Below are 22355 nucleotides of genomic sequence, written 5' to 3'. Positions count from 1 at the left end.
TTATGTCGCAGCCCCTCAGCGATCAGACCATCGCGCTCGTCAAGGCGACGGTCCCCGCGCTCGAAGCGCATGGTCTGGATATCGTGCATGAAATGTATTCCAGGATGTTCCAGAACCCGGACATTCGCGATCTTTTCAACCAGTCGCATCATGGTGACGCCGGTTCGCAGCCGCGCGCGCTCACCGGCGCCATTCTCGCCTATGCCAGCAATATCGACAATCTCGGCGCGCTGGCTCCCGCGGTCGAGCGCATCGCGCAAAAGCATGTCGGTCTCCAGATACTGCCGGAGCACTATCCGCACGTCGCCGAAGCACTGCTCGGTGCGATCAAGGCGGTGCTGGGCGATGCGGCGACCGACGAAATCCTCGGGGCCTGGGGGGAAGCTTACTGGTTTCTCGCCAATATCCTGATCGCGCGGGAACAGCGCGTCTACACCGAACAGAAGGACGCGGCCGGCGGCTGGAACGGCTGGCGCGATTTCCGCGTCGAAGACGTTGTGCGCGAAAGCAGCGTCATCAATTCCTTTGTCCTTCGCCCCGTCGACGGCGGCCCCGTCATGCGCCACAAGCCGGGCCAGTATCTTACCTTCTGGCTCGAAATTCCCGGACATCCGCCGGTCAAGCGCAACTACTCGATTTCGGCCGCCGCCAATGGCGAAACCTATCGCATTTCGGTCAAGCGCGAGCCGCAAGGGCTCGCGTCGGGCTGGTTGCACGACGAGGCGAAACCCGGGACGATCCTGAAGGTGGCCGCGCCTGCTGGCGAATTCTTCCTCGCCGATCATGTCGAACGGCCGGTCGTACTGCTGTCGGGCGGCGTGGGCCTGACGCCGATGGTGGCGATGCTCGAAGCCCTCGTTCAGAACGGCGCCGAAGTGCCGGTTCATTACATCCACGGCACGCATGACCGCGACACCCATGCGATGCGCGACCATGTCCGCGCTGTGGCGAGCCATGGCCAATCGATCGCGATCACCGATTTTCACCAGACCCCGCTCGAGGATGAAACAGAGGGCAGCGACTACGATGTGGCCGGCATAATTACCGATGAATGGTTGGTCGCCAGCACACCGGTCGCACAAGCGGACTATTACATCTGCGGGCCGCGTCCGTTCCTGCGTCATGCGGTCTCGACCCTGTCGCTGGCGGGTGTGCCGTCGGACAGGATCCACTATGAGTTCTTCGGCCCGGCCGACGAACTGCTCGCGGCCTGAGGGAGCGGAGGCATGGACGACATCATCCTGGCCCGGGCCGTTCATGTCCTGGCGGTCCTTGTCTGGATCGGCGGCGTGGCGTTCGTGACGCTTGTGGTGATGCCGTCCGTGCGCGCCGCCAATCCGCCGGCGGAGCGGCTGGCGGCCTTTCATCGACTGGAGGGGCGCTTTGCGGCGCAGGCGCGCATCTGGGTGCTATTGGCAGGACTGAGCGGCTTCTGGATGATCTATCGCGCGCAGATGTGGGACCGCTTTTTCGATCTTCGCTTCTGGTGGATGCATGCGATGGTAGGGCTGTGGGCCGTGTTCGCCGCGATGCTTTTCGTGATCGAGCCGCTGTTTCTCCACCGCCGAATGATGACATCGGTCAAGCCCGCCGCAGATTTTGCCCGAATGGAGACACTTCACCGAATATTGCTGGGTATCGCGGCTGTCACGGTTCTCGGCGCAGTGGCGGGAAGCCACGGGTTCTAGACTGCGCTTTTCGTGTGGTTCCAAAATTCAGTGGCTGTCTCCCAAGAGGGGATCAGATATCCGCCGGGGCCGCCCGCGCCAATCCAGCCCAATCTTCCGCCCGCCATCGGACGTTCGTGGTTCGGAACCATCCTATGCGAAGTCGATTCCCACAGGACTGCCGCTCGAAGCCCTCCCATTATTGCCGATGCCATGGGTTCCGCCTGACCTGCTCTCTTCCGCTCCAATCGCACAGCAAAGTGAAACGCCATGTTCAACAAGCCATTCACAGCCGTACTGGCGATGACCATGCTCGCGCTCGGCGGCTGCGCGACAGGCGCGCGATACGTCGATCCCCAAGCCCCCATTGCGGAGCTGAGAGACAAGGTCGTAACCGGCAACGCATCCTATCGACAGCGCATCGCTCTGCCCGCCCGCGCGAAATTCAACGTGAGACTGCTGGACGTTTCGCGCGCCGATGCGAGATCGGTGATCATTGCCAAGGAAACGCGCGAGACAGCAGGGCAGCAGGTTCCTTTGCCATTTTCGATTAGGGTGAAGGAACAGGACTTGAAGACCAACATGCGTTACGCAGTCCGTGCGACGATTACCGATCCCGAGGGCAACCCGATATGGACCACGGATACGGTTCATTCGGTCGATCCCACGCGGTTCGAGCAGGATCTGGGGACGCTCAATATGGTTCGCGTTGGTGACCGCCCGGCGGCTTCAGGCTTGATCGGCCCGCAATTCAAGGTGGAGGACATCAATCAGACCGGTCTGATCGACAAATCCAATGTGACGGTGCAGTTTTCGCAAGACGGCCGAGTGAGCGGATCGGCCGGCTGCAACAGGTTCACCGGCGACTATTCGATCGAGGAACAGTCGCTTCGGATCGGACCGCTCGCCGTGACGCGCCGGGCTTGCGTGCCGGCGCTCGGGAACCAGGAAACCAGGTTCCTGGCCATTCTGCAGGATGTGACCTCATGGTCCGTCAACAGCAATGGGTCAGTGCTCTTCCGTGCCGACGACGGACGATACCTGGCGGCGATACGCTGATTCGACCGCAGTATGCTGAAGAGCGGCTGCCGCTCAGTCCTGACCGATCGGAGACGGAGGTCGAGCCAGTCTTGGACACAGGCTTAACGGTCCAAGAGCTTGATCGGCAAAAGTCCATTGCGCCGTCGCCAAACACAGGTTCAAATTCGGCCGCGATGCGTGGCGAGCGACGCTGACCACTGATTTTTTGGTGTTTACCGCGGGAGACGGCAGGGCAATAGTTGGGAACTTCCGTCCGACCCGCGTGTTGCTGGTTCGGCGCGAGCTGTGTTCCCATCGGGAGCGAACCTGCTGCTGCGCTGTCAGCCCGTGGCGATGACCGATGAGGGGGGAAATAGATCGGCCATGATACTGACCTTGACCGAGACCGAACGCCAGATCGCGCTCGCCATTTCCGTTGCCGTCGGTCTGTGCGGCCTCGTTCTCGCAGCGGCAGGCAATCAGGACACAATGGAAATCCACGGCTGGCTGATCCTGGCCATTGCCGCCATTTGCGCCATCATCGTAATCCGCGGCATCTGGGGACCGGAACCGCCAAAATCCCGTTTGCAAAGCTACTATGACGAGCCCATCAAGGCCGGCATCATCGCCAGCATGGCTTGGGCGGTGGTGGCGATGTTCGTGGGGGTCTGGGTCGCCGCGCTGCTGGCATTCCCTGACCTGACGTTTGACAGTGCCTGGGCGAGCTTCGGCCGCTTGCGACCGGTGCACACCAGCGGCGTGATCTTCGGCTTTGGCGGCAACGCGCTCATCGCCACCTCGCTGCATGTCGTGCAGCGGACCTCGCGGGCGCGTCTTCCCGATCAGCTTTCGGCCTGGTTCGTGCTGGTGGGCTACAACCTGTTCTGCATCCTCGCGGCCAGCGGTTATCTGCTCGGGGTTACCCAATCGAAGGAATATGCCGAGGCCGAATGGTATGCCGACATCTGGCTGGTGATCGTCTGGGTGACCTACTTCATCCTCTACATCCGGACGCTCGCACGCCGCAAGGAACCACACATTTATGTGGCCAACTGGTACTTCATGGCCTTCATTCTCGTCGTCGCGATACTCCATATCATCAACAATCTCGCGATTCCGGTCTCGCTGGGCCATGCGAAGAGCTACACCATCTGGTCGGGCGTCCAGGATGCTATGGTGCAGTGGTGGTATGGTCATAACGCCGTCGCCTTCTTCCTGACGGCGGGCTTCCTGGGCATGCTCTATTACTACCTGCCCATCCGGGCCCAGCGGCCGATCTTCTCCTACCGTCTCTCGATCCTGAGCTTTTGGGGCATTACCTTCTTCTACATGTGGGCGGGTTCCCACCACCTTCATTATACCGCCCTACCGCACTGGGTTCAGACGCTGGGCATGACCTTCTCGGTGATGCTCCTCGTGCCGTCATGGGCTTCGGCTGGCAACGCCTTGCTAACATTGAACGGCGCCTGGCACCGCGTGCGCGATGATGCGACGCTCCGCTTCATGATGGTCGCGGCGGTGTTTTATGGCATCTCGACCTTTGAAGGTTCGTTCCTCGCCATCCGGCCCGTCAATTCGCTTTCGCATTACACCGACTGGACGGTTGGCCATGTTCACGCCGGCGCGCTCGGCTGGGTGGCGCTCATCACCTTCGGCTCGCTCTACACGCTGGTGCCGTCCTTGTGGAAGCGCGAGGCGATGTATTCGCCCGCCTTGGTCGAGTGGCACTTCTGGCTCTCGCTTGCCGGCACTCTTGTCTACATTTTTGCCATGTGGAACTCGGGCATCATCCAGGGCCTGATGTGGCGGACCTATACGGAGGAAGGCACGCTAGCCTACTCCTTCCTGGATTCGCTCAGAGCCATGTATCCCTATTACATCGCGCGTACGCTCGGCGGCCTTCTGTTCCTGATCGGTGCTGTGATCGGCGCCTACAATATGTGGAGGACCATTCGCGCCGCCTCGGCCCAGGCACCGTTCGAAGGCGACGTCCCGCTACAGGCCGCGACGGCGGCGGGGAGGGCCTGAGCCGTGGCGGAACTGTTTCATCGCAAGCTCGAACGTTCGGCGATCGGCTTCGTGCTCGCCATCATCGCGGCTGCCAGTGTCGGCGGCCTCGTCGAGATCGCTCCGCTTTTCACGATCGACGAGACGGTCGAGGAGGCGCCAGACATGCGGCTCTACACGCCGCTCGAACTGGCGGGGCGAAACATCTATGTGCGCGAAGGATGCTATGCCTGTCACAGCCAGATGATCCGGACGCTGCAGGACGAAGTTGAGCGCTATGGTCCCTATTCGCTCGCGGTCGAATCCAAATATGACCATCCGATGCTCTGGGGTTCGAAGCGCACCGGACCCGACCTCGCCCGCGTTGGCGGCAAATATTCCGATTTCTGGCACGTCGCCCATCTGACCAATCCGCGCGATGTGGTGCCCGATTCCAATATGCCGGCCTATCCCTGGCTGGCGCGGACGCCCTTGCGCCTCGCTGATCTGCCCTTGCACCTCAAGGCGCTGCGGGCCGCGGGGGTGCCCTACACCGATGCCATGATCGAGAATGCGAGCGTCGATGCCTTCGACCAGGCGACACCGGAAAGCTCGACCTCGTCCGGTATCACCGAGCGGTATGGCGAAGAAACGCAGGTTCGCGTGTTCGACGATGTGGCGACCGAGGTCACCGAGATGGACGCGCTCGTCGCCTATCTTCAGGTTCTCGGCCGGCTGACCGACGTGCCGTACAAGAATACGGCCGCGCCGCAGAAGCCGCCAGAGCCGGTGAAATGACATGAGGAGGCAGGCATGGACATAAGCCACGAGGCTCTTGTTGCATTCTCGAAAAGCTGGGGGCTGTTCTACCTCATCGGTCTGATGATCGGTGTCCTCATTTATACGTTCCGGCCGTCCAATCGTGGCAAGTTCAACCGAGCCAAACAAAGCGTTCTCGATCAGGACGACAAGCCATGGACGTAGAGCGCGATCCCGTCAGCGGTCATGAAACGACCGGCCATGTCTGGAATGGCATCAAGGAGCTCGATACGCCGGTCCCCAAGGGTGTGCTGATTTTTCTGATCGTCACCCATCTCTTCGCTTTCGCCTGGTGGATTCTCATGCCGACTTGGCCCTTGGGCGACACCTACACCAAGGGAATTCTCAACATCGACCAGCGCACCTCGGTCGAAAAGCACCTGGTCGATTCGCAGGCGGGACGGGCCGACTGGATAAAGCGGATCGAAAGCGAGAACCTCGAGCAGATCGCGGCCGACCCCCGGCTCATGACCATCGTGCGTAGCACCGGCCACCGGTTGTTCGGCGACAACTGCGCCGCCTGCCACGGCATTAATGCCAAGGGGGGTTATGGTTATCCCGATCTGACCGATGACGACTGGATCTGGGGCGGCGACCTTGAGACGATCGCGCAGACCATGCGCGTTGGGGTCAATGTGGAGCATCCGCAGGGGCGCGTCTCGCAGATGCCCTCGTTCGGACGCGACGGGATACTCGATGCCGATCAGGTCAGTCTGGCGGCCAACTATGTCTACGCCTTGTCGCATCCCAAGTTCGTGACGAATGCCAATCGGACGTCGATTGTATCGGGGCGCGAGGTCTTCATGGCCAATTGCGCGATTTGCCATGGCGAGGATGCGCGCGGGAAGCGCGATGTCGGCGCTCCCAATCTGACGGACGCGCGTTGGATCTATGGAGGAGACATCGATCAGATCGTGGAGACCGTCCATGGCGGACGCCAGGGGCATATGCCGACATGGGACGAGCGGCTTACGGACTCGGATATCAAGATATTGGCGCTCTATGTTCATTCGCTGAGCGCGCCTCAGCGATGACGGCCATGCGATCCCGATCCCGGTGGCTGGTCTGGACGCTGGTGGCAGCAGGCCTTTTGCTGTTCGTTCTTGCGAACGCGCATTTTTTCTACGTCGCCTTTCGCTCGCAGCCCGAATGCGTGGGACATTTGAAGGAACGCGCGAACGGGAGCGGGCAGTATCGCGCGGCGAAATCGGCATGCTGAAAGGTAGCGGGACATGAGCGATAAAAGCCCCTCTTATGGCTTGCTGAGCCAGACCTCGGGCATCGAGGAGACGAAGAGCGCGCGGTTTCAGCGCCATCTTCCCGCTTCCATCGGCTTCCAATGGCTCAAGGCCGGATGGCAGGATCTTTTCCATCGGCCGATGCCGAGCCTGGCCTACGGTCTGGGCATTTTCCTTCTGTCTCTCGCTGCTGTCGCGATGCTCGCGCTGTATGGCCGCGACTATATTCTTTTTCCCGCGCTCGCCGGCTTCATGATCATTGCCCCGCTGCTGGCCATCGGACTCTATGAGAAAAGCCGCAACCGAGAAGCGGGACGCGATACGTCGCTGCGCGAAATGCTCCTGGTGAAACCGGCGGCGGGCCCGCAGGTGCTTTTCACCGGGGTCCTGCTCAGCCTGCTGATGCTACTGTGGATGCGATCCGCGGTGCTCATCTATGCGTTGTTCTTCGGCGTGCGCCCCTTTCCCGGCCTGCCTCACATAACCGCCTTCCTGCTGACCGAGCCGGTGGGATGGATTATTCTCGGCGTCGGCACGGCGGTGGGCGGCCTGTTCGCCTCATTCGCTTTTGCGATCAGTGTTTTTGCCATTCCGATGCTCCTCGATCGCAAGGTCGATGCGCTCACGGCGATGGGAACAAGCACGGCGCTCGTCTGGAACAACCTTGCGCCGATGATCGTCTGGGGCGCCATCGTCCTTGCGCTTTTCATACTCTGCGCGGCGACGGGCTTGATCGGCCTCATCGTCATCTTCCCGTGGCTTGGACATGCCACATGGCATGCCTATCGCGCGGTCTCAGACACGCAGGCCTAGACATGGCCAGCCATGCCATGCCTGCCGTCCAGGCGCCGACATCATTGACCGGGCAATCGGTCGATGAACTCATCTTCGCCAGCCAATCGCTGGATGACGGAACGATGAGGACGCAACTGTCGGTCCCGACCGCGCATTGCGGCGGATGCATGGCGAAGATCGAGCGCATCCTTGGTAACCTCGAGGGCGTCGTAGCGGCTCGGGTCAATCTATCGACGCGGCGTGTGACCGTCACATGGCGGCAAGCGCAAACCGCGAGTGCACCGCCTTTGCTGGCAACGCTGAACGAGGCGGGCTTCGAGGCAAATCTTCTCAGCCAACCGGACGAACGCGCCGATCCCGAAAAGCGCCGGCTGATCGTCGCGACAGCGGTCGCCGGCTTCGCGGCGATGAACATCATGCTGCTTTCGGTGTCGGTCTGGTCAGGCGCCGACCCCGCTACGCGGCAGCTGTTCCATCTCATCTCGGCGCTGCTCGCGCTTCCCGCGGTATTCTTTTCGGGGCGCATCTTCTTCTTGTCGGCATGGTCGGCATTGCGCGCGGGACGCACCAATATGGATGTGCCCATCTCGATCGGCATCGTCCTGACACTGGGTCTCAGCATCTACGACACGCTGCATTTCGGACGCCATGCCTATTTCGACGCGGTCGTGACGCTGATCTTTTTCCTGCTTGTCGGACGAACGCTCGACCATGCCATGCGTGACAAGGCCCGTTCGGCCGTGCTCGGGCTGACGCGAATGACGCCTGCGGGCGCGAATGTAATCGGCACGGATGGATCGCGCGCTTTTAGACCGCTCGAGGATGTCTCGGTGGGTGATGTCATCCTCGTCGCGCCAGGCGAGCGTGTTCCGCTGGATGGTCTTGTCCTTGCGGGCGAGGGCGATCTCGACACTGCCGCGGTCACGGGCGAGGCGATGCCGGTGCCGGTACGACCGGGAAGCACGCTCGTTTCGGGCATGCTGAATCTCAATGGTTCGCTCAAGGTGCGTGTGACCAACAGCCACGCGCGGTCCTTTCTATCCGAAATGGTGCGAATGATGGAAGCGGCCGAGCAGGGCAGAGCACGCTATCGCCGTCTCGCCGACCGTGTTGCGGCCTATTACTCGCCGATCATCCATTCGCTGGCCTTGGCCGTGTTTGCCGGGTGGTTCCTTGACACAGGCGATTGGCATCGGGCGCTGACCATTGCCATTTCGGTGCTCATTGTGACCTGTCCCTGCGCGCTTGGTCTCGCCATACCCATGGTTCAGGTCGCCGCGGCGAAGCGCTTGTTCGAGCACGGCATCGCGCTCAAGGATGGAAGCGCGCTCGAGCGGCTTGCACAGGTCGATACCGTGATTTTTGACAAGACCGGCACGCTCACTCATGGCGATTTGCGAGTGAGCAAGATCGCCATCGATGAACCCTATCGCGCAATCGTGATGGCGCTGGCGTCGCGTTCCAACCATCCCGTCGCACGCGCGATTGCCGCCAACGGCGGCGCCTTGTCCGGCCTCGATCTGGACAGTTTTTCCGAGCTGCCGGGCCGGGGTTTGGAGGGCCAGCGGAACGGCCATCTGTTTCGCCTGGGGCGTGCCGATTGGGCTTTGAATCCAGGCACGGGCGAGAGTGGCGGTTTCCAGACCGTGTTCTCGGTCGATGGTGAGCTTGCCGGCCATTTTGCCTTCTTGGACGTTGAAAAGACGAGTGCGCGGGAAGCGGTGGCCAAGCTTGACGCGCTTGGGCTGCCTATCGAACTGCTTTCGGGCGATCACATTGCTTCTGTGTCGGGGTTCGCGAACGCGATCGGTATCGCCCACTGGCGTGCCGGATTGCTGCCGCAGCATAAGGTGGAGCGGCTTCAGGCGCTGGCGGACAGTCAGCGCCTGACCTTGATGGTGGGTGATGGGCTGAACGATGGACCGGCACTGGCGGCGGCGCACGTTTCGATGGCTCCTTCCAATGCCGCCGACATCGGTCGGGCGGCCGCGGATATTGTTTATCTCGGCCAGGATCTCGATGCGGTTCCGCGCGCTGTGCAGATCGCGCGCGCGGCCCGGCAACGTGTCCGCCAGAACCTGGCGCTTTCCGTCGGTTATAACCTTTTGGTGATTCCTGTGGCCATGGCGGGCTATGTCACCCCACTGCTTGCTGCCGTCGCCATGTCGCTTTCGTCGATTTCGGTCGTTGCGAACTCTCTGCGAATTCCCGCAGCACGCGGATCACGGCTTAGCAGGCGAGCGCCGGCACCGACCCTCGTTCCCCTGGCCGCTACCCGATGAGCGGGATCCTGTGGCTGGTGCCGGTCGCGCTGCTGATGGGCCTTGCTGGGCTGGGCGCCTTTCTTTGGTCGATGCGCACCGGGCAGTATGATGATCTGGATGGAGCGGCCGAGCGAGTCGTGACCGACGCCAAGTCAGACCAGCCTCTTGTCGAACCTGATGATTGGCGACCCGAAACCGAGGGCGAGGCAAATCGTTTGCGATAAGGATGGTGGTGTGGACACCATTGGGCAAAGGACGAAGTGATGATGCAGGCACCGAGTTGGAATTGGGTGGGCGTCCTTGCCTTCATCTGCGGGGCGGCGGTCATCATTCCCAGCCTTGTCGCGCTTGCACTCAGTCTTGCCGCTGTTGCCCGAAACCTCCTGTGAGGCTGGCATCGGTCTGACGGAGGGATAGTGGTCTACCTTGGAAAAACTGGTCCAATTCTGAAGAGAGCCCATTTGGGCATGAGAATTGGAGAAATGTATGGGACGTCAGAGGTTTACGCCGGAGCAGATCATAGCGAAGCTGCGTGAAGTAGAGGTGATTGTGGGGCGAGGCGGCACAGCGGTGGAGGCTTGCCGCCAGATCGGGATCGCGGAGCAGACGCTATATCGGTGGCGCAAGGAATATGGCGGGCTGAAGGTCGACCAGGCGCGGCGAATGAAGGATCTGGAGCGCCAGAATGCGCGGCTGAAGAAGCTGGTGGCCGACCTCGCGCTCGACAAGGCGATCCTGCAAGAGGCGTCGAAGCTGACTTTTTGAGTCCCTCCCGTCGCCGTGAGGCGATCGAGCAGATCCGTCGCGCGTTGCCGGTATCGGAGCGACGGACCTGCCGTGTTCTGGGCCAGCATCGTTCGACACAGCGCCATCCACCGAAGGATGATGCCGACGAGCGGCGGCTAACAGCCGACATCATCGCGCTGGCCAAGGACTATGGCCGGTATGGCTATCGCCGCATCCATGTCTTGCTGGGCCAGGCGGGCTGGCAGGTCAGCCTGTCAGTGGTTGAGCGTATCTGGCGGCGGGAGGGTCTTAAAGTGCCGAAGCGGCAACCGAAACGGCGGCGGCTCTGGCTCGGCGACGGATCGTGCATCCGGCTGCGCCCGGAGCATCGCGGCATGTGTGGTCCTACGACTTCGTCGAGGATCAGACGCACAACGGTCGCAAGTTCCGAATGCTCAACATTATCGACGAGTTCAGCCGGGAATGCCTGGCGATGGTGCCGCTGCGGCGCTTCCGGTCGAACGACGTGATTGACGTGCTGACCGATCTGTTCATCGAGCATGGGCCGCCCGAGCATATCAGATCCGATAACGGCCCCGAGTTCGTCGCTAATGCGGTGCGCGAGTGACTCGGCAGGCTTGGCGTCATTACCCTCTATATCGAGCCCGGCAGCCCATGGGAGAACGGCTATATCGAAAGCTTCAATGCCCGTCTGCGAGATGAACTGCTCAACGGCGAAATCTTCTACAGCCTTGAGGAGGTGCGGATCGTCACCGGCTGGTGGCGCGATCATTACAACCGAGCACGGCCCCACAGCAGTCTCGGATATCGACCACCGGCCCCGGAGACGATCAAGATGCCAGCCTGGCCGCTCGGCTCCGCTACGCTCCGCCTCCCGCCCAGGCTGGTATCAGAGGCGCAGATCAACTAACTACACAACCGGACCAGTCATTGCGGGCAGTCCATGTCCTGAGCTCGGCCCATCGCGATGTTGCGACATGGCTCTGCCGTTGCCTGGCGCCGAGGGAAAGCGCCCTCCGCCTGACTGATCCCCTAAGCCCGGACGGTTGCCGTGGGGCAACCCCCGCGGTGCCGGACCGGGTTGTCGCTCGCGCGCCTGCCCGCACCACTCCGGCCCTTGTGGGTCGGGTCGCCGCTTGCGCGTCGATGCCCTCGTCTCCCGCCGGTCTTGGCCGGGTCTCGTCGGAGGGACGGTCCCTCGGACGGAAGCAACGGAGATTTGATCATGCAGAACATCGTCATTCTTGCCGGCAATATCGGCATGGATCCGGAGAGCCGCACCACCCAGGGCGGGACCCGCATCACCCACTTCACCCTGGCGACCTCGCGTCCCCGCTATTCGGAAGGCAAGGTCGTTCGCGATGAGAAAGGCTACCGCGTCCAGGACACCGAATGGCATCGGATCACCGCGTTCAATGGCCTCGGCAAGACCGTGCAGGAGCATTGCACCAAGGGCATGAAGCTGCTGGTGCGCGGCCGCATCCATTACAGCGAATGGACCGATGGCGACGGCGTCGAGCGCTACGGCACCGAGATCATCGCCGAGACGATCGACTTCCTCAGCCGGGCGAAATCGAAGTCCGACGAGGCCGGCGACCCTGATCCTGAGCTCGACGACGACGTGCCCTTCTGACCCCCGGATCCCCGCGCGCTTGTGGCGCGCGGGGGCATCCAGCGGCGAGCCGGATTTGCCATAGCTCGCGAGGGATTTTGCAGGCGGGGGCGTCTGCACTATCCGCTTTCCGTCGCATGGGATCGAAGATCGCATGCCACACCGACCTCAACGAGGCCACGCTCAAAAATACGCCGCGCGGTCCGATATGGGTCCTCAAGGCGCGGGGCGGAAGCGAAAGCTGGTGGAACGCCTACACTGGCGAAAATGTCGATGAGATCAGTCTGGCAGACGCTCGGCGCTATGCTCTGATGTCCTACAAAGGATCCGGCAGGCTGCAGGCGGTCGACTATCAGGAAACGGCGCCCGAGGAAGCGCAGGTCGGCGGGCCGCTGTGGCGCGCCAGCTTCGCCGACAAGGAGCATAGTCGCCTCTATCTGGATCCGTTCACCGGAGAGGTGCTCAGTCGCCGTTCGGACCTGTGGGACTTCTATGATTTCTTTTACAAAATCCATATCATGAACCTTGGCGCCTCGCGCAGTTACAACCATCCACTGATCGTTGTCGCTGCATCGGCGACGTTGCTCATCGTGGTCACCGGGATCGTCATTCTGTTTTATCGCCTTGCGAAGGATCTCAAACGACTGCTGACGAAACGTCGCGCATCAAGGCCTGCGACCTGAGGTCATCGCGCTGCGACGGGCTCACCTGCCGATCCACTCCGGTTCGGCTGTGGCCGCGCAATTCTGATCGTCGCTCGGCCCGCCGTGCCCACGGGCAGCGCGAGCAGATGAGCCGCCGTATCTTCGCGGTCGGGTAATGTCGCGGGGTGCGATGGAGCTTGCTGTGTCCTGATCGGCGCGCGGGCAGGCAACGCGCGCCTCGCACGATCACACGCGCAGCAGTCGCCCCACCGCCCGCATGATCGTCGCCCTGCGCGCCGCATGCTCGGTAGCGTCGCGTGCGGCTCCGGTCATGCACCAGAGCTGGGTGAGGGCGGCGACAAGCCGGACGACGTCCATGGGCGTGAAGTCGGCGACGATCCGCCCCTCGGCCTGCGCCGCTGCGATCCCGTCCAGCTTCTCCCCGAGAAGGACCTCGCCGGCCGGGAGCATCAGAACATCCTGGCCACGCTCCAAATGATGCCAGGTCAGCAGCCTCCACAAGCGCGGGCGCTCGACCAGCAAGTCATAGGTGCGCCCCGCATAACCCTCAAGATCATCGGGATCGAAGCGATCGGCCTGCGCCGCGTCCATCACTTCCTGCGTCAGCGCGGCATCGAAGAGCGCCTCCTTGTCCCCGAAATAGGTGTAGAGCATCGGCTTGCTGATACCCGCCGCCTGCGCAATGCGATCGATCCGCGCGCCCGCCAGCCCATGGGACGCGAACTCCTCGGTCGCTGCAGCCAGGAGCGTCTCGCGGCTCTGTGCGGCATTCCGCCTGGTTCGTTCCTTCATCACACCTCCCGGCATTGACGCATTCCACATATGAAGTTACCTACCAGTTGGTAATATATGGAGCAGCATATGTCCAATCACTGGTTTCTCACGGGCGCGTCCAGCGGCATTGGCCGCCATCTGGCCGAACTGATCCTGGCCGCGGGCGACGACCTTACCGCGACGGCTCGCAGGCCCGAAAGCCTCGACGACCTTGCGGCGAAATATCCGAGCCAGCTGCGCGTCGAAGCGCTCGACGTCACGGTCAAGGACGATATTGCTGCGGTCGTGGCCCGGGCGCAGGCGCGTCGACCCGTCGATATTCTGGTCAACAACGCCGGCGGCGGCGTGATCGGCGCCACCGAAGAGATGTCGGACGCCGAGGTCGAAGGCCAGATCGCGCTCAATCTCATGGCGCCCATCCACATCACCCGCGCCTTTGTCCCCGCGATGCGCCTGCGCGGGAGCGGCCGGATCATCCAGATCTCCAGCGCCAGCGGTCAGGGCTCGCTTCCGACGAGCAGTCTCTATCATGCGGCCAAATGGGGCCTGGAGGGCTTCAGCGAATGCCTCCGCCAGGAGCTTGAACCCTTCAACCTGTTCGTGACGCTGATCGAGCCGGGTGGCGCGCGCACCAGCTTCAGCCACAACCTGCAATTCGCCAGCGAGATCGCCGCCTATCGCGATACGCCCGCCGGCGATATCCGCAAGATGTTCGAGACCGCCGGAAACGAGCTCTACACGCTCGACCCGCAAAAGATCGCGCAAGCGATCGTCGATGTCGCAACCAGCGACCATCCGCCGCTGCGCGTGACTCTGGGGGGTGACGCTTTCGGCGTTGTCCAGGCGGCGCTGCAATCGCGGCTCGCCTTTCTGCAGTCCCAGGAAGCGCTCGCGCGCTCGGTCGCTTTCGACAGTTGAGCTTTCCCGTCTTCCAGCTTTCGTCTCCGCGCGGTGCGATGCGCCTCACCGGGGCCCGGCAACCCCTGTCGTCAGCGCCGCTATCCGATACTTAGGTATAGCCATCCGACACGATTGCCGAAGCGCCAAACGGGCAATCGCTTGGTACCATCGCAAGAGAGGACGAAGCCCTCGCGGTCGCCAATCAAGGGTGCGCGGACCTTCGCAGTCTGCGTGCCCTTGATTTGGCAGCGCGCCGCCCAGCCACGCGCGTCATGAACGGGAGCGGCCTTCTGCGAAACCCAACGCTCCGCCGCTTTTTCTACAAGCTCTCGCTCGAATTGCTGCGCGCCGCTTTCTTCTTCCTGCGACTGGGCTTGAAGAATGAGGCGCGTCTGCTCGTGCGCGCGTCTCAATGGGCCAGGCACACGGCTTCCGGTCGCCGCCGCAGTGGCGGCACCGGAAAGTGCCATGAGCGTCGTCGCCGCCTTTCTTTATCACGAGGGCAAACGGCTACGGCCGGTGACCCTGATCGATCCGGCGTGCGAGCATATCGCCAAGGATGACTTTGTGTGGATCGGCCTCTCCCAGCCCACCGAGACAGAACTTGCCGACATCGCCGGAAATTACGGCCTTCACCCGCTTGCCGTGGAAGATGCCGGCAACGGCCACCAGATTTCCAAGCTCGACGTCTACGGTGACCAGTTGTGCATCGTCGCCAGGACGGCACATCTTGAAGGCGATCATATCGCCTACGGCTCCACCGCGATTTTCCTGGGCAAGAGTTTCCTGATCACCGTTCGGCAGGGTTCGGCACGTTCGCACAGCGAGCTTCGCGCGCATCTCGAAATCACGCCCGAGCTGCTGCGCGAGGGCCCGGACTATGTGCTCCATGCCATTCTGGACTTCATCGTCGATGGCTATTTCCCGATCGTCGAGGCGATCGAGGAGGACGTCCTCAAGATGGAGCAGCGCATGCTTGCAGCCTTTCTCACCCGCGAGGAGGTGACCCGGATTTTCACGCTGCGGCGTGAGCTCGTCCGCTTCCAACGCGTGCTCGGACCCATGCTCGAGGTCGGTCGCAAGCTGGTGAACCTGCAGCTTCCGCGGCTTGATGAGGCCTCCAAACCCTATTTCCGTGATTTGCTCGATCACATGCTCAGGGTTGAGAGCGCCATCACCGGCATCCGCGACATCCTGATCTCGGTGTTCGAGGCGAGTCACCTGCTCGAACAGCAGCGCCAGGGTGCGATCACGCGTCAGCTTGCCGCCTGGGCCGCGATCCTCGCGGTGCCTACCGCGATTGCCGGAATCTACGGCATGAATTTCGAGAATATGCCCGAACTGAAGACGCAATGGGGATATTTCGTCATCCTCGGCGTCATCGCTGCGGTCTGCATCGGACTCTACATCCGGTTCAAACGCAGCCACTGGCTTTGACGTCGCTGACCGCTTTCCACATCGCGCGGGCTGAGGCCGCTGGGGCAGGCCGCCATAACTCAATGCTTTCGAAGCGTCTCGGCGCGGTGCCGGTCCAACGCATCGAGCAAAGCCCTGCCGATCAAAGGCTTTGCGAGAACGTGATCGAAGCCCGCCTCGGCGGCCCGCGAGGCCAGCAGCGTGTCGTGAAAGCCTGAGATCATGATGGCGCGTCCCGACCATCCGATCTCGCGAAGGTGACGCAGCATCGCGAATCCGTCGATGTCGGGCATGCGATAGTCGAGGATGACGCAGTCTGCTTCCTTCGCGCGCGGGTCGGCCAACAGCGCGTGGCCGGTGGTATATCCCCACACAGCATAGCCGCGCGATCTCAGCAGCAGCTGGAGGCCACGCCGCACGCCGGGATCGTCGTCGGAAACGAGGATGGTGTATCTGCCATCATGCTGGGTGGAACGGACCGATGGCATTGCGAGAAGCGGACACCCGTGTGACGATTGCACCATCGATCGCATATCGCGCCCCGTCCCGTCGCTACGTAGAGGTCGCAGTCACTTCGGCTTGCGGCCCATGCCCGCGGCAAAGGCGATCCGCAGGGCTTCGGACAAATTGCGGACCTCGAGCTTGGCCATCAGGCTCGCGCGATGGACCTCGACCGTTCGCGATGAACAGCCCAGGTCATAGGCGATCGTCTTGTTGGGCAGGCCGTTCGCCAGCCTTTCGAGCACTTCCCGCTCCCGGGGCGTCAGTGCAGCGACCCGCACCCCTGCTTCGGACGTTTCCAGGGTACGAAGGTCGACATCGTCGAGACGTGCGAACGCGCGGCTGACGGCGCCGAGCAGGGCCGCTTTCTCGAAGGGCTTCTCGAGAAAGTCGACCGCGCCGCCTTTCATGGCCTGCACCGCAACCGACACGTCGCCATGGCCGGTCAGGACGATGACCGGCATGTTGACCCCGCGTGCTGCCATGGCGGCCTGAACCTCGAGACCGTCCATCTCGGGCATGCGCACGTCAAGGATGACGCAGCCGACGGCCGCCGACTTCGCCTCCTTGAGAAACTCCACGCCCGAGGCATAGGTCACGACGTCGTAGCCCGCGGTCTTGAGCGCAAAGCTCGCCGCCTTGCGGATGCTCTCCTCGTCGTCGACCAGATGGATGACGCGTCTATCCCCCATGTTCCTCCTCCGCCCGCGCATGGATCAAGGTAAAATGAAAGCGGGTGCCGCCGCGGTCGGGGCGCTCCATCCAGATACGGCCGCCATGCGCTTCGATGATGGTCCGGCAGATCGAGAGGCCGAGGCCCATGCCGTCGGCCTTTGTCGAGTTGAACGCCGTGAAGAGCTGCTCGCGGATTCCGTCCGCGATGCCGGGACCGGTATCCTCCACGGTCACCTCGATCAGCCCGTCAGGGCGCAACCTGGTCGCCACCTTGAGGTCGCGAACCGGACACTCCGCCATCGCCTCGATGGCATTGCGCATCAGGTTGACCAGCACCTGCTGGATCTGCACCCTGTCGACGAGGACCGGCGTCGCGGCGGGATCGACCGCAAAGAAGCTGCGGATGCCGCGCTCGCGTGCACCGACCAGCGCGAGCTGGCTCGCCTCGGCGATGACCTGCGGCAGCTCGTGGAGGCTCTTGTCGACCTCGCCGCGGGCGACGAAATCGCGCAGGCGCCGGACGATATGGCCGGCCCGCAGCGTTTCCTGTGCCGCATCATCCATCACCGACCGTAGCGACACGAAGGGTTCGTCGTCCCGCTCGTCGAGCATGTCGCGGATCGTCTCGAGATAGAGCGCGACCGCGGCAAGCGGCTGGTTGAGCTCATGCGCGAGCGTCGAGGCCATCGTGCCCATCGCGCTCAGCCGAGAGACATGGACCAGCTCTGCCTGCAGTTCCTTGAGCCTGAGCTCATCCTGCTCCTTGGCGGTGAGATCCCGGATAAAGCCGGTGAACAACCGCTGCCCGTCTTCACCGGCCTCGCCGACCGACAGCTGCATCGGGAAGGTTGAGCCGTCGCGGCGCTGGCCGACCACGACGCGACCGAGGCCGATGATCCGGCGCTCGCCGGTCTGCAGATAATGCGCGAGATATTCGTCGTGACGGTCGCGATCGGGCTGGGGCATAAGGCAGGAGACGTTGCGGCCGACGAGCTCGGCTTCGCTGTAGCCGAACAGGCGTTGTGCCGCTGCGCTGAACGACGTGATGGCGCCGGTCTCGTCGATGATGATCATCGCATCCGGCACCGTCGCCAGAATCGATTGCAGATGCTGCTCGCGGGTCTCGATCGATGCGCGGACCGCCGCCTCGTCGGTGACATCGCGGCTGATGCAGGCGAAGCCGCGATGTGTGTCGCCTTCGAACAGTGCGGTGATCGTCAGGCGCGCCAGATATTCCGCGCCGTTCTCGCAGACCCGCCACGCTTCGCGCTCCAGCGTGCCCTCGTGAAGGGCGGCCGCCAGGTCTGCGCCTGGACGCCCCGCCGCAATCTCGTCGGGCGGGTAGAACAGGTCGTGGGGCTGTCCCAGGACGCGATCGAGCGGCCAGCATTCGGCACGCTCGCCTTCTTCATTATAGCTCAGCACGATCCCGGAAGGATCGAGCAGCGTCAGGACGTGGCCGCCAGCCTGTCGCAGGAACAGCGGCGCAAGCCGCGCTACGTCGCTTGCAATCTCGTCCGCCCCGCGCCTCGTGTCGACCATCGGCCGGCTCACATGCCTGGCCGGGCGCGCGTATCCGGGCGTAGCCCGACCGAGCCGCTCAGCGCCGCGCGAGAATGGCCTTCATCTCGTCGATTTCCTGCCGCTGCGAGCGCTTGATCGATTCGCAGAGCCGGATGACTTCCGGATCGCTGAGCTTTGCTTCCTGGCACATCAGGATCGCCCCGGAATGGTGCGGGATCATCGAGCGCAGAAAGGCCGTGTCGCCGATCGTGGTCTGGGTGCGGATAAGCGCGAAGCTGCCGAAGAAGGCGACCAGCGAGGCGGCGATCAGCGCGATGTTGGCGGCCTTCGACGCAAACATGTGCCGCATGGCGAGGATCATCAGCACTACCATCGGTGCGACCATCATCAGCGTCATGTAGAGCATGTTGAGGTTGTTGTAGAAGCTGTCGAGCCCGTCGATCATGACGAACATCACCAGATACATGATGACGCCGCTGATGACGGTCTGAACGGCAAGGCTCCAATAGGCGCCCATCTTCCGGGTGTTCATGTGGGACGAATGGTCCATGGCGTATCTCCTTCGCTCGGCGCCGGCCGACCTTGGTATGAGTGTAACGCCCCGCTCTCCTGTTCGCCCCCGCCATCAGCCGTCCTGATGCTAAAACCAGAAGCGAACGCCGGCGACGAAGCTGGTCGCATGGACGTCCTCGCCGGCAAGCCTCGACAGCCGCGCCGTGTCGCCGGCTTTGCGCAGATAGGAGACGCCGATATAGGGTGCGAACTGGCGGCTGAACTCATAGCGCAGGCGCGCGCCGAGCTCTATGTTGACCAGCCCCGAACCGATGTCGTTCTCCGGAATATCCTGCGCGGCGAAATTGACCTCGGCGCGCGGCTGCAAGATCAGGCGCTGGGTAATGCGCTGGTCGTAATAGCCCTCGACCCGGCCCAGAACATCGCCCTTGGTCGAGAGGAACAGCGCGCCTTCGACCTCGAACATGCCAGGAGCCAGGCCCTCGACGCCGACCGTCGCGTAAGTGCGGTCGGGCCCGCGGCCGAAGTCCTGGCGGATACCGCCCTGAAGATTGAAATAGGGGTCGATGGCCCGGCTGTAGAGCACCTGCACCTCCGCGCTGTCGATGCCGCGGCCGAACTCGCCTTCGCCCTCGCTCTTGAGCCAAAGCCGGTTGATATCGCCGCCGTAAAAGCCTTCGCCATCCCAGCGATAGCCATCGCGACCGCTATGCGCTTGATACTCGAACAGGTTGAGCAGCATCTGCCCGAAATTGTTGCCGCCGCTGTCCTTCATCATGATGTCGCGTGAGCGCGCCATCTCGGCGCCGGGAAAATCATGATCGGCGAAGTGGTCGCTGGGGGGAGGCGGCGGGGGCGCATTGCCGGCCGGAAGCGCCGTGCCGGTCATTTGCATGCCGGGCATGGCGGAGGTTCCGGGCGTGGCGGTCTGGCCATGCTGCGAATGGTCCATCCCGGGCATGTCCGGCATCGCGCCGTCCTGATGCTGGGAGTGGTCCATGCCCGGCATGTCCGGCATCGCGGGAGACGCGGGTTGCGGCTGACCGGCCGCATCTCCCTGCGGCGCAGGACTGGCCTGGTGCTGCGAATGGTCCATCGCCGAGGTGGCGTCTGGCGCTGGTGTCTGAGCGCGCGGCCTGGCGGTGGCCTTGTCCTTCTTCTTCTCCTGCGCCGGCGGCACCTCGCCCGGCGGCGCCATGCCGGGCATGCCGTGCATTGAATGATCCTGGGCAAAGGCGGGCGCGGCAGCGAAAAGGGCGATCGCGCTCACCAGCGGCGTGAGGATGCGGATCATTACGCGTCTCCCTTCGGACGGACGCTCACGACCCGCATCATCCCGGCATGCATGTGGTAGAGGAGATGACAGTGGAAGGCCCAGTCGCCGACCGCGTCGGCGGTGAAGTCCCAGGTCACCTTGCCGCCGGGCTGGACGATTACCGTATGCTTGCGTGGCGCATGATCGCCATGCCCAGTCACCAGCTCGAAAAAATGCCCGTGAATATGGATCGGATGCCCCATCATCGTGTCGTTGATGAGATTGACGCGCACCCGCTCGCCTTCGATGAAGGGGATCGGCTCGTGATGGTCCGACATTTTTTCGCCGTCGAACGACCACATGAACCGCTCCATGTTGCCGGTGAGGTGAATGTCGATGCTGCGGCTCGGCGCGCGCACGTCCGGATTGCGATCGAGCGCCATCAGGTCCCTGTAGACAAGCACCTTGTGGCCGACGTCGGCGAGGCCCTGGCCGGGCTCGCCGGTGCGGTCGACGGGCATCGGCGAGATGGTCTGGACGCTCGGGTCGCGCTTCACCTGCGGCGCGTTCGAGAAGTCTCGCATCTTCATCGAGTCCATCGCGTGCCCGCCATGGTCCATGCCCGCCATCTGGCCATCGGCGCCCATCGCGCCGTGGTCCATCCCGCTCATCGCGGAATGATCCATCCCCGAATGATCCATGCCTGCCATGGCGCTATTGTCCATGGTCGCCATCGCTGCCGCCGCGCCGGTCGCGAGGCGCGCGGACGCGTTCTTCTCGGCCGTCGGATCGACGCCCCGCATAGCGCCGCCCGACATGTCCATGCCTTCCATGCCCGGCATCGAGGACATGTCCATGCCCATGTCCTTCATGTCGGCAAGCGGCCGCTTGCGCAGCGGCGGCACCTCGCCGGCCATACCGGCGCGCGGCGCGAGCGTAGCACGCGCCATGCCCGAGCGGTCGATCGCCTCGCCGACAAGGGTGTAGGCCTTGTCCTCAGCGGGCGTCACGATGACGTCGTAGGTCTCGGCGACACCGATTTGGAACTCGTCGACGGTGACCGGCATCACATTCTGCCCGTCGGCCTGGACGATGCTGAGCGGCAGGCCGGGTATGCGGACGTTGAAGGTGGTCATCGCCGACGCATTGATGACGCGCAGCCGCACACGCTCGCCCGGTGTGAAGAGCGCGGTCCAGTTGTCCATCGGACCATGGCCGTTGACGAGATAGGTGTAGGTCGATCCGGTGACGTCGGAGATGTCGGCCGGGTCCATCCGCATCTGGCCCCAGTCGAGCCGGTCCTTGAGCGGCTGATCCTTGCCCGACAGGAGCCCGGCCAGGGTCTGGCGCTGGAAATTGAAATGGCCGGGGTTGACCTTGAGGCGCCGGAAGATCGCCTGCGGCGAGAGCGCGCTGTGATCGGCGAGCACGATGACATGCTCGCGGTCATAGGCGACCGGATCGGCACCGGCGGGATCGATGATGATCGGGCCGTAATGGCCTTCCTGTTCCTGCAGGCCCGAATGGCTGTGATACCAGTAGGTGCCGCTTTGCACGACGGAGAACTGGTAGAGGTAGTTCGAGCCCGGCTTGATGCCCGGAAAAGACACGCCCGGCACACCGTCCATATTGGCCGGCAGGATCAGCCCGTGCCAGTGGATCGAGCTGTCCTCCTCCAGCTGATTGATGACGTTGAGCCGCACGCGCTGGCCCTCGCGCAGCCGGATCAGCGGGGCAGGGACCGTGCCGTTGAGGCCGATTGCCCGGAACTTGCGCCCGTCGATGGTCATCGACTGCCGGGCGATGGTGAGCGTAATGTCTTCGCCCGACACGGTCGGCAGCGTCGGTCGCATCCCCGGCGAGATCGTCTGCGCCCAGGCCGGCAGCCAGGCTGACAATGCTGCGCCGCCGCCGGCGAGGGCCGCGCCGCGGAGGAACTGGCGGCGGTCGAGAGCAGAAATCATTCGGTTGTCTCAGCTTTAAG

General features: G+C 63.1%; 22 protein-coding genes and 1 pseudogene. 15 read left to right on the top strand and 8 right to left on the bottom strand.

What is annotated here, in order from left to right; genetic code table 11:
• The first annotated feature begins 2 nt into the window (after nt 1-2).
• The 13 genes and pseudogenes from hmpA to ACZ1JY_RS19905 all read left to right on the top strand — a co-directional run bounded on the left by hmpA (nt 3) and on the right by ACZ1JY_RS19905 (nt 12831).
• Nucleotides 3-1214, top strand: a complete 1212-nt coding sequence (gene hmpA, locus ACZ1JY_RS19965; protein ID WP_004212704.1) for an NO-inducible flavohemoprotein — start codon at nt 3-5, stop codon at nt 1212-1214.
• 12 nt (nt 1215-1226) lie between these two features.
• Nucleotides 1227-1688, top strand: a complete 462-nt coding sequence (locus ACZ1JY_RS19960) for a hypothetical protein (protein WP_004212706.1) — start codon at nt 1227-1229, stop codon at nt 1686-1688.
• Between the two features lie 249 nt (nt 1689-1937).
• A complete protein-coding gene (locus tag ACZ1JY_RS19955; RefSeq protein ID WP_004212707.1) occupies nt 1938-2726 on the top strand; it encodes an META domain-containing protein in 789 nt (262 codons plus the stop codon).
• A 345-nt stretch (nt 2727-3071) separates the two neighbouring features.
• Nucleotides 3072-4715 carry a cytochrome-c oxidase, cbb3-type subunit I gene (gene ccoN / locus ACZ1JY_RS19950; protein WP_004212708.1) on the top strand — a complete coding sequence of 548 codons (1644 nt, stop codon included), beginning with the start codon at nt 3072-3074 and terminating at the stop codon, nt 4713-4715.
• 3 nt (nt 4716-4718) lie between these two features.
• Nucleotides 4719-5471 (top strand): cytochrome-c oxidase, cbb3-type subunit II, encoded by a 753-nt coding sequence (ccoO, locus tag ACZ1JY_RS19945; RefSeq protein ID WP_004212709.1) that lies wholly within the window; start codon nt 4719-4721, stop codon nt 5469-5471.
• Nucleotides 5472-5486: 15 nt separating this feature from the next.
• Nucleotides 5487-5657: a cbb3-type cytochrome c oxidase subunit 3 gene (locus ACZ1JY_RS19940; protein ID WP_004212711.1), complete on the top strand. Its 171-nt coding sequence runs from the start codon at nt 5487-5489 to the stop codon at nt 5655-5657.
• Nucleotides 5648-6526, top strand: a complete 879-nt coding sequence (ccoP, locus tag ACZ1JY_RS19935; protein ID WP_004212713.1) for a cytochrome-c oxidase, cbb3-type subunit III — start codon at nt 5648-5650, stop codon at nt 6524-6526. Before ACZ1JY_RS19940 ends, ccoP begins: the two co-directional genes overlap by 10 nt.
• A 198-nt stretch (nt 6527-6724) precedes the next feature.
• Nucleotides 6725-7543, top strand: a complete 819-nt coding sequence (locus tag ACZ1JY_RS19930; protein ID WP_004212715.1) for a DUF2189 domain-containing protein — start codon at nt 6725-6727, stop codon at nt 7541-7543.
• Between the two features lie 2 nt (nt 7544-7545).
• Nucleotides 7546-9807, top strand: a complete 2262-nt coding sequence (locus ACZ1JY_RS19925) for a heavy metal translocating P-type ATPase (RefSeq protein ID WP_004212717.1) — start codon at nt 7546-7548, stop codon at nt 9805-9807.
• Nucleotides 9804-10013 carry a cbb3-type cytochrome oxidase assembly protein CcoS gene (gene ccoS, locus ACZ1JY_RS19920; protein WP_004212718.1) on the top strand — a complete coding sequence of 70 codons (210 nt, stop codon included), beginning with the start codon at nt 9804-9806 and terminating at the stop codon, nt 10011-10013. Before ACZ1JY_RS19925 ends, ccoS begins: the two co-directional genes overlap by 4 nt.
• Nucleotides 10014-10275: 262 nt before the next feature.
• Nucleotides 10276-11446, top strand: a pseudogene (locus ACZ1JY_RS19915) (IS3 family transposase).
• A 315-nt stretch (nt 11447-11761) separates the two neighbouring features.
• Nucleotides 11762-12169 (top strand): single-stranded DNA-binding protein, encoded by a 408-nt coding sequence (locus ACZ1JY_RS19910; protein ID WP_004212722.1) that lies wholly within the window; start codon nt 11762-11764, stop codon nt 12167-12169.
• Between the two features lie 116 nt (nt 12170-12285).
• Entirely contained in the window at nt 12286-12831 is a 546-nt protein-coding gene (locus ACZ1JY_RS19905) for a PepSY-associated TM helix domain-containing protein (protein ID WP_004212723.1), read from the top strand.
• Between the two features lie 207 nt (nt 12832-13038).
• Here the strand turns inward: ACZ1JY_RS19905 and ACZ1JY_RS19900 are convergent, their stop codons facing one another.
• Nucleotides 13039-13605, bottom strand: coding sequence for a TetR/AcrR family transcriptional regulator (locus ACZ1JY_RS19900; protein ID WP_072599034.1), 567 nt, complete (start codon nt 13603-13605; stop codon nt 13039-13041).
• Between the two features lie 69 nt (nt 13606-13674).
• On the opposite strand from ACZ1JY_RS19900, the gene ACZ1JY_RS19895 reads away from it, so the two are divergent.
• Nucleotides 13675-14505, top strand: a complete 831-nt coding sequence (locus tag ACZ1JY_RS19895; RefSeq protein ID WP_021245217.1) for an SDR family oxidoreductase — start codon at nt 13675-13677, stop codon at nt 14503-14505.
• A gap of 80 nt (nt 14506-14585) precedes the next feature.
• Here ACZ1JY_RS19895 and ACZ1JY_RS19890 read toward each other — a convergent pair whose 3' ends face one another.
• Nucleotides 14586-14957 (bottom strand): hypothetical protein, encoded by a 372-nt coding sequence (locus tag ACZ1JY_RS19890; RefSeq protein WP_030541630.1) that lies wholly within the window; start codon nt 14955-14957, stop codon nt 14586-14588.
• Here ACZ1JY_RS19890 and ACZ1JY_RS19885 point away from each other — a divergent pair.
• Nucleotides 14956-15924: a magnesium and cobalt transport protein CorA gene (locus ACZ1JY_RS19885; RefSeq protein WP_072599035.1), complete on the top strand. Its 969-nt coding sequence runs from the start codon at nt 14956-14958 to the stop codon at nt 15922-15924. The two genes, ACZ1JY_RS19890 and ACZ1JY_RS19885, sit on opposite strands and share 2 nt — an antisense overlap.
• 59 nt (nt 15925-15983) lie before the next feature.
• Here ACZ1JY_RS19885 and ACZ1JY_RS19880 read toward each other — a convergent pair whose 3' ends face one another.
• The 6 genes from ACZ1JY_RS19880 to ACZ1JY_RS19855 form a co-directional block, all read right to left on the bottom strand.
• On the bottom strand, nt 15984-16391 hold the full coding sequence (locus ACZ1JY_RS19880; protein WP_013039094.1) for a response regulator: 408 nt from the start codon (nt 16389-16391) through the stop codon (nt 15984-15986).
• Between the two features lie 81 nt (nt 16392-16472).
• The gene (locus ACZ1JY_RS19875) at nt 16473-17096 is read right to left on the bottom strand and encodes a response regulator transcription factor (protein ID WP_013039093.1); all 624 of its coding nucleotides are present in this window, start codon (nt 17094-17096) and stop codon (nt 16473-16475) included.
• Complete coding sequence (locus ACZ1JY_RS19870) at nt 17086-18621, bottom strand: two-component system sensor histidine kinase NtrB (protein ID WP_013039092.1); 1536 nt, start codon at nt 18619-18621, stop codon at nt 17086-17088. The genes ACZ1JY_RS19875 and ACZ1JY_RS19870 overlap by 11 nt, the downstream gene beginning before the upstream one ends.
• A gap of 58 nt (nt 18622-18679) precedes the next feature.
• Nucleotides 18680-19153 (bottom strand): DUF305 domain-containing protein, encoded by a 474-nt coding sequence (locus ACZ1JY_RS19865; protein ID WP_013039091.1) that lies wholly within the window; start codon nt 19151-19153, stop codon nt 18680-18682.
• Between the two features lie 90 nt (nt 19154-19243).
• Entirely contained in the window at nt 19244-20410 is a 1167-nt protein-coding gene (locus ACZ1JY_RS19860; RefSeq protein ID WP_013039090.1) for a copper resistance protein B, read from the bottom strand.
• Entirely contained in the window at nt 20410-22335 is a 1926-nt protein-coding gene (locus ACZ1JY_RS19855; RefSeq protein ID WP_013039089.1) for a copper resistance system multicopper oxidase, read from the bottom strand. The genes ACZ1JY_RS19860 and ACZ1JY_RS19855 overlap by 1 nt, the downstream gene beginning before the upstream one ends.
• Between the last annotated feature and the right edge of the window lie 20 nt (nt 22336-22355).

The organism is Novosphingobium sp. BL-A-41-Hi4B-X5A (assembly GCF_055521705.1).
The sequence above is the reverse complement of the archived record's forward strand: the minus strand, read 5'-3'. Positions and strand labels throughout refer to the sequence as shown.